The sequence below is a fragment of the Bradyrhizobium sp. Leaf396 genome (assembly GCF_001424605.1).
Taxonomy (GTDB): domain Bacteria; phylum Pseudomonadota; class Alphaproteobacteria; order Rhizobiales; family Xanthobacteraceae; genus Bradyrhizobium; species Bradyrhizobium japonicum_C.
Window position 1 is genome coordinate 23,861 of the sequence record NZ_LMQJ01000008.1, and the last position, 14,262, is coordinate 38,122.

At 65.7% G+C, this 14,262-nt stretch carries 14 protein-coding genes; 9 read left to right on the top strand and 5 right to left on the bottom strand.

What is annotated here, in order from left to right; genetic code table 11:
- Positions 1–200: 200 nt before the first annotated feature.
- From ASG57_RS09860 to ASG57_RS09870, 3 genes are read left to right on the top strand one after another with little or no spacing between them, the layout of a single operon-like run.
- Entirely contained in the window at positions 201–698 is a 498-nt protein-coding gene (locus ASG57_RS09860; protein ID WP_024341728.1) for a (2Fe-2S)-binding protein, read from the top strand.
- Positions 695–1,750, top strand: a complete 1,056-nt coding sequence (locus tag ASG57_RS09865) for an FAD binding domain-containing protein (protein ID WP_024341727.1) — start codon at positions 695–697, stop codon at positions 1,748–1,750. Before ASG57_RS09860 ends, ASG57_RS09865 begins: the two co-directional genes overlap by 4 nt.
- Positions 1,743–4,004, top strand: coding sequence for a xanthine dehydrogenase family protein molybdopterin-binding subunit (locus tag ASG57_RS09870; protein WP_024341726.1), 2,262 nt, complete (start codon positions 1,743–1,745; stop codon positions 4,002–4,004). The genes ASG57_RS09865 and ASG57_RS09870 overlap by 8 nt, the downstream gene beginning before the upstream one ends.
- A 28-nt stretch (positions 4,005–4,032) precedes the next feature.
- Here ASG57_RS09870 and ASG57_RS38600 read toward each other — a convergent pair whose 3' ends face one another.
- Together ASG57_RS38600 and ASG57_RS09875 are read right to left on the bottom strand one after the other, a co-directional pair.
- Positions 4,033–4,185, bottom strand: coding sequence for a hypothetical protein (locus tag ASG57_RS38600; protein ID WP_196232415.1), 153 nt, complete (start codon positions 4,183–4,185; stop codon positions 4,033–4,035).
- Positions 4,186–4,415: 230 nt separating this feature from the next.
- A complete protein-coding gene (locus tag ASG57_RS09875; RefSeq protein WP_024341725.1) occupies positions 4,416–4,964 on the bottom strand; it encodes a cupin domain-containing protein in 549 nt (182 codons plus the stop codon).
- A gap of 149 nt (positions 4,965–5,113) precedes the next feature.
- Between ASG57_RS09875 and aptA the strand changes: the two genes are divergently transcribed.
- Both aptA and ASG57_RS09885 read left to right on the top strand, forming a co-directional pair.
- The gene (gene aptA, locus ASG57_RS09880) at positions 5,114–6,442 is read left to right on the top strand and encodes an omega-aminotransferase AptA (protein ID WP_024341724.1); all 1,329 of its coding nucleotides are present in this window, start codon (positions 5,114–5,116) and stop codon (positions 6,440–6,442) included.
- Between the two features lie 49 nt (positions 6,443–6,491).
- The gene (locus ASG57_RS09885) at positions 6,492–7,757 is read left to right on the top strand and encodes a D-amino acid dehydrogenase (RefSeq protein WP_024341723.1); all 1,266 of its coding nucleotides are present in this window, start codon (positions 6,492–6,494) and stop codon (positions 7,755–7,757) included.
- 149 nt (positions 7,758–7,906) lie between these two features.
- Here ASG57_RS09885 and ASG57_RS09890 read toward each other — a convergent pair whose 3' ends face one another.
- Entirely contained in the window at positions 7,907–8,551 is a 645-nt protein-coding gene (locus ASG57_RS09890) for a helix-turn-helix domain-containing protein (protein WP_029674366.1), read from the bottom strand.
- A gap of 176 nt (positions 8,552–8,727) precedes the next feature.
- On the opposite strand from ASG57_RS09890, the gene ASG57_RS09895 reads away from it, so the two are divergent.
- From ASG57_RS09895 to ASG57_RS09910, 4 genes are read left to right on the top strand one after another with little or no spacing between them, the layout of a single operon-like run.
- The gene (locus ASG57_RS09895) at positions 8,728–9,486 is read left to right on the top strand and encodes an ABC transporter substrate-binding protein (protein ID WP_024341721.1); all 759 of its coding nucleotides are present in this window, start codon (positions 8,728–8,730) and stop codon (positions 9,484–9,486) included.
- Positions 9,487–9,507: 21 nt separating this feature from the next.
- Positions 9,508–10,161: an amino acid ABC transporter permease gene (locus ASG57_RS09900; RefSeq protein ID WP_024341720.1), complete on the top strand. Its 654-nt coding sequence runs from the start codon at positions 9,508–9,510 to the stop codon at positions 10,159–10,161.
- On the top strand, positions 10,158–10,889 hold the full coding sequence (locus tag ASG57_RS09905) for an amino acid ABC transporter ATP-binding protein (RefSeq protein ID WP_024341719.1): 732 nt from the start codon (positions 10,158–10,160) through the stop codon (positions 10,887–10,889). The genes ASG57_RS09900 and ASG57_RS09905 overlap by 4 nt, the downstream gene beginning before the upstream one ends.
- Positions 10,890–10,901: 12 nt before the next feature.
- A complete protein-coding gene (locus tag ASG57_RS09910; protein ID WP_024341718.1) occupies positions 10,902–12,185 on the top strand; it encodes an NAD(P)/FAD-dependent oxidoreductase in 1,284 nt (427 codons plus the stop codon).
- 51 nt (positions 12,186–12,236) lie between these two features.
- Here ASG57_RS09910 and ASG57_RS37625 read toward each other — a convergent pair whose 3' ends face one another.
- Positions 12,237–12,584, bottom strand: coding sequence for a hypothetical protein (locus tag ASG57_RS37625; protein WP_162250043.1), 348 nt, complete (start codon positions 12,582–12,584; stop codon positions 12,237–12,239).
- A 29-nt stretch (positions 12,585–12,613) separates the two neighbouring features.
- On the bottom strand, positions 12,614–14,203 hold the full coding sequence (locus ASG57_RS09920) for a gamma-glutamyltransferase family protein (protein WP_024341716.1): 1,590 nt from the start codon (positions 14,201–14,203) through the stop codon (positions 12,614–12,616).
- Positions 14,204–14,262 lie beyond the last annotated feature (59 nt).

Sequence of the window (14,262 nt, forward strand, 5' to 3'; positions counted from 1 at the left end):
GGGCAGTGCTGCATCGCGTTGGTACGCTGGGGCTTTTGACGAATTCCAGATTCTTTCCGGTGCCTCTTGTTAAACGGAGGGTGCCTCCGTATTTTCCACCGCGTACCGGCCCGCATCATGCGGGTCGACGCGGATCGACGGTGGCCACGGCGGTGGCGCGCTGCACGATCACCCATGTCCAAATCTGATCGGAGCCATTTATGAACCACTCCATCAGCCTCACCGTGAACGGTGCGCGGCGCGATTTCGTCCTGGACGATCCGCGCGTCACGCTGCTCGATCTCCTGCGTGAGCGCCTCCATCTCACCGGCACCAAGAAGGGATGTGACCGCGGGCAGTGCGGCGCCTGCACCATCCTTGTCGACGGCAAGCGTATCAATTCCTGTCTCGCGCTCGCCATCAGCCATGACGGCGCCGATATCCTCACGATCGAAGGCGTTGCGCGCGGGGACCAGCTTCATCCCGTGCAGGCCGCCTTCATCGCTCATGACGGCTTCCAGTGTGGGTTCTGCACCCCCGGCCAGATCATGAGCGCGATCGGCATGATGCAGGAGGCGCAGGCCGGCAACGATCCCGAGCGCATCCGCGAATGCATGAGCGGCAATCTCTGCCGCTGCGGCGCGTATGCCGGCATCGTGGATGCCGTGCTCGACGCGCAAGGACAGATGGACGAATCCAGCCAGAGGCGCTCCGCATGAAGCCGTTCGATTATGTCAGGCCTGCCTCGGTCGCAGCGGCGGTTGCCGCTGCCGCTCAGCCCGGCGCTGTCTTTCTTGCCGCCGGCACCAATCTGCTCGATTTGATGAAGGGGGGCGTCAGCCGTCCGGACCGCCTCGTCGACGTCACGCATCTCGATGGGCTCGATCAGATCGAGACTCTCGGCGACGGTTCGTTGCGCATCGGAGCGCTGGTGAGCAATGCCGATCTCGCGCACGATGCTGAGTTCGCGAGATCTTATCCGGCCGTGGCCGAGGCCCTGCTGTCCGGCGCGTCGGCCCAGTTGCGCAATGCCGCGACCGTCGGCGGCAATCTCCTGCAGCGGACGCGCTGTGCGTATTTCTATGACACCGCCAGCCGTTGCAACAAGCGCGAGCCCGGCAGCGGCTGCGACGCCCGCGACGGCGAGAACCGCGGCCATGCCGTGCTCGGCTGGACCGAGAGCTGCATCGCCACGCATCCGTCGGACTTCTGCGTGCCGCTGGTCGCGCTCGATGCCATGGTCGAGATCGAGGGCAGGGGCGGCCGGCGCGAGGTCGCGCTCGACCAATTGCATCGCCTGCCCGGCGATACCCCCGAGCGTGATTCCGTACTCGAACCCGGAGACCTCATCGTCGCCGTGCGTCTGCCGCCCGCCGCGCGCGGCTTTGCCGCGCATGCGCGCTATCTCAAGGTCCGCGAGCGTACGTCTTACGCCTTCGCCGTGGTATCGGCCGCGGCTGCCCTGCGGATCGAGAGCGGCATGATTGTCGAAGCGCGACTTGCGCTTGGTGGTGTCGCCGCAAAGCCCTGGCGTGCCCGCGCCGCCGAGGACGTGCTCAAGAACGTCTCGCCCACTGCCGACGCTTTCCAGGAAGCTGCCTGGCGTGCGCTCACGGACGCAAAGCCGTCAGGCGACAACGCCTTCAAGATCGAGCTCGCGCGCCGCATCGTCGTGCGCGCGCTGACCCTCGCCGCCGCCGGCACGCCCGCGCGCATCCCCGCGCTGCCGGCCTCTCCCTTTGCCGCGACATCCGGAGCCGACCATGCCTGAGCTCAACCTCACCAGTACCCCCGCCCATCTGCGGCACGGCTCGAACATCGGCCAGCCGCTGACCCGCCGGGACGGCATCCTCAAGGTCACGGGACGGGCAACTTACGCCGCCGACAATCATCCGCCCGGCATGCTGTTTGCTGTGATGGCCGTGTCCAGCATCTCGCGCGGCCGCGTGGTCTCGCTCGATGTTGCCGCGGCCAAGCGCCATCCTGGCGTCGTCGATGTCATGACGCATGATCACAAGCCTCGGCTTGCGATCGATCCGGAGGTCAAGACCAATCCGTTCGTGTTCCGGATGGAGGTGCTGCAAAGCAATGAGGTCCGCTACGCCAACCAGCCGATCGCGGTCGTGATCGCCGAGACGCTGGAAGCGGCAACGGAAGGCGCGGTGCTGCTGGCGCCGCGTTACGAGGTGCAGTCTGCGCGCGTCGGGCTGGATGCCGGCGAAAGCTTCGTGCCGCCCGTCGTCGGTGTCGGCAACCCCGCGGAGCATCGCCACGGCGATATCGAGGCCGGCCTCGCCTCGGCCGAGAAGCAGATCGATGCCATCTACGAGACGCCCCCGCAATATCACAACGCCATGGAGCCGCATGCGATCGTTGCGTCGTGGGACGGAGACAATCTTTCCGTCGACATGCCGACCCAGGGCCTGATGCTGTCGCTCGCGCGCATCGCCGAATTGTTCGGCATTGCGCATGACAAGATTCACATCCGCAGCCCGTTCCTTGGCGGCGGATTTGGCTCCAAGGGCCTGATGGCCGGCCCGCAAGTCCTCGGAGTCATGGCCGCGAAGCTGGTCGGCAAGCCGGTCAAGCTGGTGCTGCGCCGTGAGCAGATGTACGGTCCGGTCGGCCATCGCGCGCCGACCCGCCAGCGGCTGCGCATCGGTGCGGATGGCGAGGGGCGCCTCACCGCGCTCGATCATCATGCGCGGACCGTATCGAGCACGTTCGACGATTTCTACGAGCCCGCCGCCGATGCCTCGCACACGCTCTACGCGGCGCCTGCGATCCGCACCTCGCATGACGCCGTGCGCGTCAACTCCGGCACGCCGCTGTTCATGCGTGCTCCAGGCGAAGCGACCGGATCGATCGCGCTCGAAAGCGCGATCGACGAGATGGCCTGGGCCTGTGGCATGGATCCGCTCGCCTTCCGCCTGAAGAACTATGCCGAGGTCGAGCCGATCACCGGCAAGCCGTTCTCTTCAAAAGCGCTGCGCGCCTGCTACGAGCAGGGCGCCGCGCGCTTCGGCTGGACCAAACGTCCGCTCCGGCCGCGGCAGATGCGCGACGATGCCGGCCTCCTGGTCGGCTGGGGCATGGGCACTGCGACCTTCCCGGCGCTGATGTTCCAGGCCGAAGCGCGCGCGGTGCTCCGCCGCGACGGCTCGGGCGCCATGGAGATCGGCGCGCATGACATGGGGCAGGGCGCCTGGACGGCGCTCGCCCAGATCGCCGCCGACGAACTCGGGCTCGATATCGATCGCGTCGAGTTCAAGGCGGGTTCGTCCGATCTGCCCGACGCCGGCATCGCGGGCGGCTCGGCGCACACGGCAACGGCGGGTGCTGCGATCCGCAGCGCCGGTGCGGCCGTGATCGCAAAGCTCGCCGATCTCGCAACCAGCGACGAGCGCTCGCCCCTGTTCGGCGCCGGCAATGCCGGCGTGATCGCGCGCGACGGCAGGCTGCTTCGCCGTGACGACGAAAGCCGAGGTGAGAGCTATTCCGATATCCTCGCGCGAGCAGGCGTCGCGGAGGTCGAGGCCCGTGGCACCGGGGCGCCGAACCCCGCGGCGATGGAGGAATATGCGATGCATGCCCACGGCGCGGTGTTTGCGGAGGTGAAGGTCGATCCCGTGCTCGGCCAGGTCCGCGTCACCCGCATGGCCGGCGCTTTCGCGGCCGGGCGGATCGTCAATCCGCGCATGGTGCAGAGCCAGCTGTTCGGGGGCATGATCTGGGGCCTCTCGTTTGCGCTGCACGAGGAGGCCATCACCGACCGGCGCACCGGCCGGATCATGAATGCCAATCTCGGCGAGTACCACATCCCGGTGAATGCCGACGTGCCGCCGCTCGACGTCATCACGGTCGAGGAACACGATCCGCACGTGAACGCGCTCGGCATCAAGGGCGTCGGAGAAATCGGCATCACCGGAAGTGCCGGGGCGGTTGCCAACGCCGTCTGGCACGCCACCGGCGTGCGCGTCCGTCGGTTTCCGATCCGGATCGAGGAATTGCTGACGCGGCGCTGAGACGGGGAGGCGACCTCCCCGCCGAACGTCAGTTCAACTTCCTGCGGAGAGCCTTGAGCGCTTCTCGCTGCAGCTCGATGTATTCGGCGATGGCCTTGCGCAGCTCCTGCGAGTGGAATTCGTCGCTGCCGCGCGGAACCTCTTCGCGTGCGGCTTCGGCATTTGCGAGTGTGGTCTTCATGGCGTGCCCCGTTACCAAGCGGCCCCGGAGTGCCTGGGAGTTCGGGACCATGACCTCGACACCTTTGCGCGAGGCTGCTCGGCTACGACTTGGATAATAGGAGGAACGCCGTCGGCAGGAATTGAGCTGGCTCAACCGCGGCCGAATTGCCGACGTCGTTCTCCCGCGTTCATGCTGATTGAACGGCTTTGACGCTGGAGTCGCCGCGCAGGGTCATCAAGCAGGGGTCATCAAAACGTCGGCGGCGTGCAGGCCGAGATCACCTCGCAGGGCTTGCCGCCCACGCATCGGAAGCGGTGCGGGCGGCGGCTCTCGAAATAATAGGCATCGCCGGGGTTCAGGATGCGGCGCTCGTCCTCGACGGTGACCTCGAGCTTCCCGGAGATCACGATGCCGCCCTCCTCGCCGTCATGGACGAGGTGAACGCGTCCGGTGTCGCTGCCGGGCTCGTACCGCTCCTTCAGGATCTGGAGGCTGCGGCCGAACAGATTGTCGCCGACCTGGCGATAGGAGATCGGCTTCTTGCCGACTTCGGTCAGCTCCTCGGCCCGGTAGAAGATCTTGCGCCTGGACTCCGGCTCCAGCGCGAAGAACTCGGCGAGCCCCATCGGGATGCCGTCGAGGATGCGCTTGAGCGCGCCGACCGAGGGGTTCATCTGGTTGGATTCGATCAGCGAGATGGTCGAATTGGTGACGCCGGCGCGCTTGGCGAGCTCGCGCTGCGACAGCTTGTGGCGCGCCCGGAGGAATCGCAGCCGTCCACCGATGTCGACGCTCATGCCCTTGGTCCTGTGTTGCAGGTGTTGCGGATCGCGCAAATATGGACCGGCAGCCCCAGCCAGATCAATGGCTTGCAGGTTACCAGAAAAGGACTTGTTGCGGTATTACAGTCGTGGCTCTGCTAGCACACCAGCAAAGGAGCGCGGCCGTGACCCTTCATCAGATTCCGAACACCATCAAGACCGATTCGTACTGGATGCCGTTCACGGCCAACCGGCAATTCAAGAAATCGCCGCGCCTGTTCTCCTCGGCCGAGGGCATGTACTACACCAGCGTCGACGGCCGTCAGGTGATCGACGGCTCCGCCGGGCTCTGGTGTGTCAATGCCGGCCATGGCCGCAAGCAGATCGCCGCCGCCGTCGAGCGGCAGCTGATGACGCTGGACTTCGCGCCGTCGTTCCAGATGGGCCATCCGCTAGCGTTCGATTTCGCCGAGCGTCTCGCCGAGATCGCGCCGAAGGGCCTCGACCGCGTTTTCTTCACCAACTCCGGCTCCGAGTCGGTCGATACCGCGCTGAAGATCGCGCTCGCCTATCATCGCGCCAACGGCCAGGCCAGCCGCACGCGCCTGATCGGCCGCGAGCGCGGCTATCACGGCGTCGGCTTCGGCGGCACGTCGGTCGGCGGCATGGTCGCCAACCGACGTGCCTTCACGACCCTGCTGCCGGGCGTCGATCATATCCGTCACACCCATGATCTCACCCGCAACGCCTTCGCCAAGGACCTGCCCGAGCACGGCGCCGAGCTCGCGGACGATCTCGAGCGTTTGGTCGCCCTGCACGGCGCCGAGACCATCGCCGCCGTCATCGTCGAGCCGGTGCCGGGTTCGACCGCGGTGCTGCCGCCGCCGAAAGGCTATCTGAAGCGCCTGCGCGAGATCTGCGACAAGCACGGCATCCTCTTGATCTTCGACGAGGTCATCACCGGCTTCGGCCGTCTCGGCACGCCGTTCGCCGCCAACTTCTTCGGCGTCACGCCGGACCTGATGACGACGGCCAAGGGCATCACCAATGGCACCGTGCCCTGCGGTGCGGTATTCGCGAGCCGCAAGGTGTACGACGGCATGATGACCGGCCCGGAGAACCAGATCGAGCTGTTCCACGGCTACACCTATTCGGCGCATCCGGTGGCGTGTGCCGCGGGCATCGCGACCCTCGACATCTACAAGGACGAAGGCCTGCTCACCCGCGGTGCTTCGCTCGCGGAATATTGGCGCGATGCGCTGCATTCGCTGAAGGGTCTGCCGAACGTCGTCGACATCCGAAATTGCGGCCTGATGGGCGCGGTCGAGCTGGCGCCACGCGACGGCGTGGTCGGCGCACGCGGCTACGACATGCTCGTCGAATGCTTCAACAGCGGCCTCTATCTTCGCACCGGTGGCGACTCCGTTGCGATGTCGCCGCCGCTCATCGTCGAGAAGAGCCACATCGACAAGATGGTCTCGATCCTCGGCGACGCCATCAAGAAGGTGGCCTGATAATTGCTCTTGCAGCGGCAAGCGTGATGCCGCGGGAGTTTGACGAAGCGTGAAAATTCTGATCCTCGGCAGCGGTGTCATCGGTGTCACCTCTGCCTACTACCTTGCGCGTGCCGGCCACGAGGTGACGGTCGTCGACCGTCAGCCCGAGCCGGCACTGGAGACCTCTTTCGCCAATGCCGGCGAGGTGTCGCCCGGCTATTCCTCGCCCTGGGCCGGGCCCGGCGTGCCGGTGAAGGCGGTCAAGTGGCTGTTGATGAAGCACGGTCCGCTGGTGATCCGGCCGAAGCTCGATCCTGTCATGTGGGTCTGGCTGCTCAAGATGCTGCGCAACTGCACCAGCGCGCGCTACGCGGTCAACAAGAGCCGGATGATTCCGATCGCGGAATACAGCCGCGATGCCTTGCGCGACCTGCGCCGCGACATCGGCATCCAGTATGACGAGCGCTCGCAGGGCACGCTGCAGCTGTTCCGCTACCAGGCCCAGCTCGACGGCACGGCCGAGGATATCGCCGTGCTCAAGCAATATGGCGTTCCCTTCGAGGTGCTGAGCCGCGAGGGCTGCATCGCGGTCGAGCCGGCGCTCGCTGGCGTAAAGGAAAAGTTCGTCGGCGGGCTTCGCCTGCCGCAGGACGAGACCGGCGACTGCCACATGTTCACGCAGTCGCTCGCAAGGCATGCGCAGGCGCTCGGCGTGCGCTTTCTGTTCAACACCGGCATCGATCGCATCGTCACCGAGGGTGCGCGTGTCAGCGGCGTCGCGACCAGTGCCGGCCTGTTGCAGGCGGACGCTTACGTGCTCGCGCTCGGCAGCTGGTCGTCACGGCTGGTCGCGCCGCTCGGCATCTCGCTGCCGGTCTATCCGGTGAAGGGCTATTCGATCACGGTGCCGATCAAGGACGCCTCCGGCGCGCCGGAATCGACCGTGATGGACGAGAGCTACAAGGTCGCGATCACGCGCCTTGGCGATCGCATCCGTGTCGGCGGCACCGCGGAAATCTCCGGCTACTCGGACAAGCTCTACGATGCCCGCCGCGCCACGCTCGATCATTCGCTGACCGACCTGTTCCCGCGCGGCGGCGATCTCGCCAAGGCGACGTTCTGGAGCGGCCTGCGTCCGATGACGCCGGACGGCCCGCCCGTGATCGGCCGGACGCACTACGCCAATCTGCACCTCAACACCGGCCACGGCACGCTCGGCTGGACCATGTCCTGCGGCTCGGGCCGCGTGCTCGCCGACATGCTGTCCGGCAGGAAGCCGGACATCGACGTGAGTGCGCTGTCGGTCGAGCGGTACAAGCACCGGTTCGGGTAAGGCTCTGTCCCCGCGTCATTGCGAGGAGCGAAGCAACGAAGCAATCCAGAATGCCTCCGCGGCAAGACTCTGGATTGCATCGCTGCGCTCGCAATGGCGGCGTAGACACGGCGCGGATTTCTTCCACCCGCCGCGGGCGTTGAAGGCAGCTACCCCGCCGCCGTCACGCAATTCACCCACAGCACCACCGCCTTCGCATCTTCAGCCGGGTTCGAAAACCGGTGCGGCCTTCGGCTGGCAAAGCGAAAACTGTCGCCGGTCTTCAGCGACCAGGTCTCGCTGTCCACCGTCAGCATCATCTCGCCTTCGAGCACGAGGCCGGCTTCCTCGCCATCATGCGTGTAGAGCTCATCGCCGGTGGAGCCGCCAGGTTCAAGATGCACCAGGAACAGGTTGAGCTTGTTGTCCGCACCGGCCGGGCTCAGCAACTGCTTTGATACGCCGGTGCGCCAGAGTTTCAGCTCGGGCCGCTGCAGTCCGCGCGTCACCACCTGATCGGAGGCCGCGTCAGCGCTCGGGCTGGCGCCGAACAGCGCGGCGATGCCGACGCCGAGCACGTCGGCGAGGGTCGCCAGCACGCGCAGCGACGGCGACGACAGCCCGCGCTCGATCTGGCTGAGAAACCCGATCGACAGGTCCGTGCGTGCGGCGACCGTCTCCAGCGAAAATCGCCTGACCCGCCTGAGATCCCGGATGCGGCGGCCGACCGTAACGTCCATCGCCGGCTCGGCCGGCCTGGCGATGGCCTTGGCTTTCACCTTCCTAGCCGGCTTTGCGGCGGCCAGTTTGCGCATTCTTTTGCCACCGCTCACGTCAAAGCGCTTCCTTCATGTGCATGAAAACCGCTTGCATCATCCCCGAAAGTGTGACCAAAATTTCATATTGGTGAAAATAGGCCGAAACGGCTCGGCCCGCAACGTCTGATCACGAGATGCGCGGGCGGCGCCGGCCAGACCCAAAGGGGGATGCGATGAAGCGTTATGTCCAGGCCGCGGTCGCGGCACTCGCGATTGCCGCAACGGTGCCGGCGTCGGCGCAACAGGTGCTCAAGGTCGGCTCGACGCCGACGGGCATTCCCTTCACCTTCCTCGACACCAAGACCAACACCATCCAGGGCATCATGGTCGATCTCATCACCGAAGTCGGCAAGGATGCCGGCTTCAACGTGCAGATCGAGCCGATGCAGTTTTCCGCGCTGATCCCGTCGCTGACCTCGAGCAAGATCGACATCATCGCGGCCGCGATGTTCATCACGCCGCCGCGCAAGGAGGTCGTCGACTTCTCGGATCCGATCTACACCTACGGCGAGGGCCTCGTGGTTCCCAAGAGCGATACTAAGGCCTACGCCACGCAGGAGGATTTGAAGGGCGAGACGGTCGGCGCGCAGGTCGGCACCGCCTTCGTCGACGCGCTCAAGAAGACCGGCCTGTTCGCCGACGTGAAGGCCTACGACACCATTCCCGACATCCTGCGCGACGTGAACACCGGCCGCCTCAAGGCCGGCTACGCCGACTATCCGATCCTCGCCTACAATCTGAAGCAGGGCGGCTTCCCGGAGGTACGCCTCGTGGACGGCTACAAGCCCGTCACGGTCGGATCGGTCGGCATCGGCGTGCGCAAGGGTGAGGCCGCGCTGCTCGGCAAGATCAACGCTTCGCTCACCAAGCTGAAGGCCAATGGCACCATTGACAAGATCCTGGGTAAATGGGGCCTGAAGGCCCAGGGCTAGCGGATTGCTGAAGGCTGCCCGATGAAAGGCTTTTGGCGCGACGCCGTCGAGTTCTTCCCGATTCTGCTGAACGGCGTCGCGCTGACGATTATCGTCACGATTGGCTCGCTGCTGCTTTCGACAGTGCTCGGCCTCGTCTGGGCAATGATGCGGGTTTCCGGTATCAAGGCGCTGTCGATGCTCAGCGCCAGCCTGATCAACGTGATCCGCGGCATCCCCATTATCGTGCTGCTGTTCTATCTCTACTTCGTGATGCCCGACCTCGGTGTCACGCTCTCGGCCCTGCAGGCCGCGATCCTCGGCCTCGGCATCGCCTATTCGGCTTATCAGGCCGAGAATTTCCGTGCCGGTATCGAGGCCATCGACAAGGGCCAGATCGAGGCGGCGCAATCCATCGGCATGGGCTGGTGGCTCACCATGCGCCGCGTGGTGCTGCCGCAGGCCGTACGCATCGTGCTGCCGCCTTACGGCAACGTCATGATCATGATGCTGAAGGATTCCTCGCAGGCCTCGACCATCACGGTCGCCGAGCTCGCGCTGCAGGGCAAGCTGATCGCATCCTCGACCTTCAAGAACACCAGCGTGTTCACGCTTGTTGCGCTGATGTATCTCACCATGAGCATTCCCCTGATTTTGCTGGTTCGTCATTTCGAGAAGCGGGCCGGCAAGCGATGATCGAGCTGAACGACGTCCACAAGAGCTTCGGCAGGGTCGAGGTGCTCAAGGGCATTACGGCTTCCGTCGAGAAGGGCGAGGTGGTCTGCATCATCGGCCCCTCGGGCTCGGGCAAGTCCACAATCCTGCGCTGCATCAATGGGCTCGAGAGCTACGACCGCGGTGAGATCAGCGTCGAGGGACTGAAGGTCGACCGGGATGCACCGTCGATCGTGAACATCCGCACCCAGGTCTCCATGGTGTTCCAGCGCTTCAACCTGTTCCCGCATCGCACGGCGCTGGAGAACGTGGTTGAAGGGCCTCTCTATGTGAAGAAAGAGTCGCGCGCGCAAGCGTTTGATCGCGGCCGTGCGCTGCTCGCCCAGGTCGGTCTTGCGGAAAAGGCCGATGCGCATCCGCCGCAACTCTCCGGCGGCCAGCAGCAGCGCGTCGCGATCGCGCGGGCGCTCGCCATGCAGCCCAAGGCGATCCTGTTCGACGAGCCGACCTCAGCGCTCGACCCTGAGCTGGTCGGCGACGTGCTCGGCGTCATGCGCAAGCTCGCCGACGACGGCATGACCATGGTCGTCGTCACTCACGAGATGGGCTTTGCCCGCGACGTCGCCGACCGCGTGCTGTTCATCGATGGCGGCGTCATCGTCGAGCAGGGGCCGGCCAGGGCGCTGCTCAATCAGCCGCAGCATCCCCGCACGCAGGACTTTCTACGCCGTGTGCTACATCCGCTCTGACCGGGTTTCTCCATGACGCGCCTGCCTCTGCCGCCCTCGCTCTATGCCGATACAGCCGTCGCTCCGGTTGCCACGCCGCCGCTCGATGTCGACAAGAATGTCTCCGTCGCGATCGTCGGCGGCGGCTATAGCGGCCTCTCCACCGCGTTGCATCTGGCCGAGCAGGGCGTCGACGCGCTGGTGCTGGAGGCGCAGGAGCCCGGCTGGGGCGCGTCGGGCAACAATGGCGGCCATACCAATCCCGGATTGAAGCACGATCCTGATCAGATCGAAGCCGACTTCGGCGCCGACCTCGGCCGCCGGATGATCGACTTCTCCTACGGCACCACCAACTTCACGCACGATCTGATCCGCCGCTATCAGATCCCGTGCGAGGCACGCCAGAACGGCACGCTGCGCGCGGCCTACAATGAAGCCAGCGCCGCCGCGATCGAAAAGACCGCGCAGCAGTGCATCCGCCGCGGCATGCCGGTGAGTTACCTGAACCGCGATCAGCTCCGCGACATGACGGGCACCGACCGCTATATCGGCGCCATGCTCGATACCCGCGGCGGCGATCTGCATCCCCTCAGCTACGCCCGCGGCCTTGCGCGCGCGGCGATCTCCGCCGGCGCGAAGGTGCATGGCGAAACGCCGGCATTGTCACTGCGCCGCGACGGCACGCGCTGGCGCATCGAGACGCCGCGCGCAGTGGTGCACGCCGACAAGGTGCTGCTCGCCACCAACGGCTTCACCGACGATCTCTGGCCCGCGCTCCGCCGCACCATCGTGCCGGTGTTCTCTTCGATTGCCGCCACCGCGCCGCTCTCCGACGCAGTCGCCCGTTCGATCATGCCGACGCGGCCGGTTCTCTATGAGAGCGGCCACATCACTGTCTATTACCGCATCGATCAGCAGAACCGTCTGCTGATGGGCGGGCGCGGCCCGATGCGCTGGATCAAGTCGCCCTACGACGTCGCGTACCTCATCCGCTATGCCGAGCGGCTATGGCCGCAGCTCAAGGGCTTTGCCTGGACGCACGGCTGGAATAGCCGGCTTGCCATCACCGCAGATCATTATCCGCATGTGCATGAGCCCGCGGAAAGCATCCTGATCTCGCTGGGCTGCAACGGCCGCGGCGTCGCGCTTTCGACCGCGATGGGCGCGCAACTCGCCCGCCGCCTGATCGGAGGCGCCAAGGCCGAGATCGACATGCCGATCACAGGCATCAAGCCGATCCCGATGCATGCGTTCTGGCCGGTCGGGGTGACGACCGCCGTGATCGCGGGTCGGGTGCGAGACAGGCTGGGCATATGAAGAAGGTGTCGCCCTCAGGGGCAACGCCTTCAGAAAATTGCAGACAGAGCGTCAGCAGCGGCCCTGCTTCCACAGACCGGGCGGGCAACCCACGCCGCGCCAGCCGACCTTGCGCCCATGGTGCCATCCGAACGACTTGCCATGGTGATGATGGCCCATCTTGTGACCATGTCCATGACCATGACCGCCGCCATGGCCGCCCTTGGCCAGCGCAGGGCTTGTCAATGTGAATCCGGCCGCAATGATGAGCGACGCGGCGAGCGCAAGTTTCTTCATGATGTCCTCCACTGGGGCGAGCGCACTTGTCCGTGCAGCGAACGGAGAGCCCTCAGGTAAGTTCCCGGCAAATGTGGAGGTGTCGTGACGCTCGCGCAGATGCGTAATGGCGCGTTTGCTCAACGCACACTCGCATTGTCCGGCACGTGTATTCAGCCTTCCTCCACCGCTTCGGCCCAGGGCTGGAAGATCTCGACTGCGCCGGAATTGACGTCGCCGTCGCGCATAACCACGCTTGGGCAGGCGAATTTCTGCGGCAAGATCTGCACCCGGCTCTCTTCATAGTCGAAGCGAGTGGCCAGAGCGTCGCGTACTTCTGCTGGCAGGCGGGCATCGCCGATCACGACCGCGCCCTCGCTGGCGTCGATGCGCGGCTGATGGATGGCGGCATCGAGGTCCATGCCGAAATCCATCGCAAAGGACACGAGTTGCATCACCGACGGCAGGATGCGGCGGCCGCCGGAGGCGCCGACGGCAAGGCGCTTGCTATCCTTCGTCTCGGCGATGACAGGCGTGTAGTTGCAGAGACAGCGCTTGCCCGGCGCGAGCGAATTGGTGGTGCCCGGCGTCGGGTCGAACCACATGATGCCGTTGTTCATGGCGATGCCGGTGTGCGGCGTCACATATCGCGAGCCGAACGACGAGAGCAGTGTCTGCGTCACCGCAGCGAGGTTGCCCTGGCGGTCGACCACGGAGAAATGCGTGGTGCAGGCGGGCGCCAGATATTCGGCGCCGAGCGAGCGCTTGCCGTCGGCATCGCCCATGTCCTTGAGCCGCTCGCCGAAGGCCGTTTGCAGGGCGAGTGCATATTCGACATAGGCGGCCGCGTCCGGTGCGCTTCCCGGCTGCAGATTCTGCTGCAAGAGGCGCAGTGCGTGCGCCATGGTGGGGCCAGCCGTGAGCTCCGGCGTCGCATACACCTTGCCGCCGCGATACGGGATCGCCAGCGGCTCGCGCAAATGCGCGCGGAAGGCGGCGAGGTCCTCCACCGACAGTGAACCGCCATCAGCCTTGATGTCGGAGGCGATGCTCCTGGCGAGGTCACCCTGGTAGAAGTCGCGCGGTCCGGCCTCGGCAAGATGAGACAGCGTTGCTTTCAGCGTGTCCTGCGGCAAGCGCGTCTCGGCCTTGATCCCCCATGGTGCAGTCGGTGGCAGCCCGTCCTTCAGGAACGCCGCGGCGCTCGCGGGATAGCGCCTGAGATCGGCGGCCGAGCCCGAGATCGTCACCGTCGTCCACCAATCGACCAGCAGACCTTCGCCGGCGAGCCGAGCTGCCGGCGCGACCAGATCCTTCCACGGCATTTTGGCGTAGCGGCGATGCGCCTCTTCCATACCGGCGACAACGCCGGGCACCGCGATCGAACCGGGCCCGTGGATGTTGCGATCGTCCTTCACCCGCGGCCACGGGAAGAGATCGGAGGCCGCGCCTTCGCCACTGAGCGGATAGTCGGCAGCGCGCAGGCTCTGCGGCGCGGACATGCCGTAGTCGATCACCTCATAGCGATTTTCCTTGGCGCGGTAGAGCACCATTGCACCGCCACCGCCGATGCCGCTGTTCCAGGGCTCCAGCACATTCAGCGCCATCGTGGTCGCCACGATCGCGTCCACGCAGTCGCCGCCCGCTGCCAGCACCTCTGCCCCCACTTCGGCCGCTCGCCGCGATTGTGAGGCGACGATGCCGCCTTTCGATGAGACGGCGGGCTTGCGGATGGTTTGGTTGAGGCTGAACTGATGAGGCATGATGTCGTCTTGATGTCTGTCGCGGCTTCGCTGTGTTGAAATCGAGGCTCCGCGATTGG

Bases quoted from the DNA above. Each gene is read 5' to 3' on its own strand.
- ASG57_RS09860 (WP_024341728.1), top strand. From the start codon at position 201: ATGAACCACTCCATCAGCCTCACCGTGAACGGTGCGCGGCGCGATTTC.
- ASG57_RS09865 (WP_024341727.1), top strand. From the start codon at position 695: ATGAAGCCGTTCGATTATGTCAGGCCTGCCTCGGTCGCAGCGGCGGTT.
- ASG57_RS09870 (WP_024341726.1), top strand. From the start codon at position 1,743: ATGCCTGAGCTCAACCTCACCAGTACCCCCGCCCATCTGCGGCACGGC.
- ASG57_RS38600 (WP_196232415.1), bottom strand. From the start codon at position 4,185: ATGAAGACCACACTCGCAAATGCCGAAGCCGCACGCGAAGAGGTTCCG.
- ASG57_RS09875 (WP_024341725.1), bottom strand. From the start codon at position 4,964: ATGAGCGTCGACATCGGTGGACGGCTGCGATTCCTCCGGGCGCGCCAC.
- ASG57_RS09890 (WP_029674366.1), bottom strand. From the start codon at position 8,551: ATGCGCAAACTGGCCGCCGCAAAGCCGGCTAGGAAGGTGAAAGCCAAG.
- ASG57_RS09895 (WP_024341721.1), top strand. From the start codon at position 8,728: ATGAAGCGTTATGTCCAGGCCGCGGTCGCGGCACTCGCGATTGCCGCA.
- ASG57_RS09900 (WP_024341720.1), top strand. From the start codon at position 9,508: ATGAAAGGCTTTTGGCGCGACGCCGTCGAGTTCTTCCCGATTCTGCTG.
- ASG57_RS09905 (WP_024341719.1), top strand. From the start codon at position 10,158: ATGATCGAGCTGAACGACGTCCACAAGAGCTTCGGCAGGGTCGAGGTG.
- ASG57_RS09910 (WP_024341718.1), top strand. From the start codon at position 10,902: ATGACGCGCCTGCCTCTGCCGCCCTCGCTCTATGCCGATACAGCCGTC.
- ASG57_RS09920 (WP_024341716.1), bottom strand. From the start codon at position 14,203: ATGCCTCATCAGTTCAGCCTCAACCAAACCATCCGCAAGCCCGCCGTC.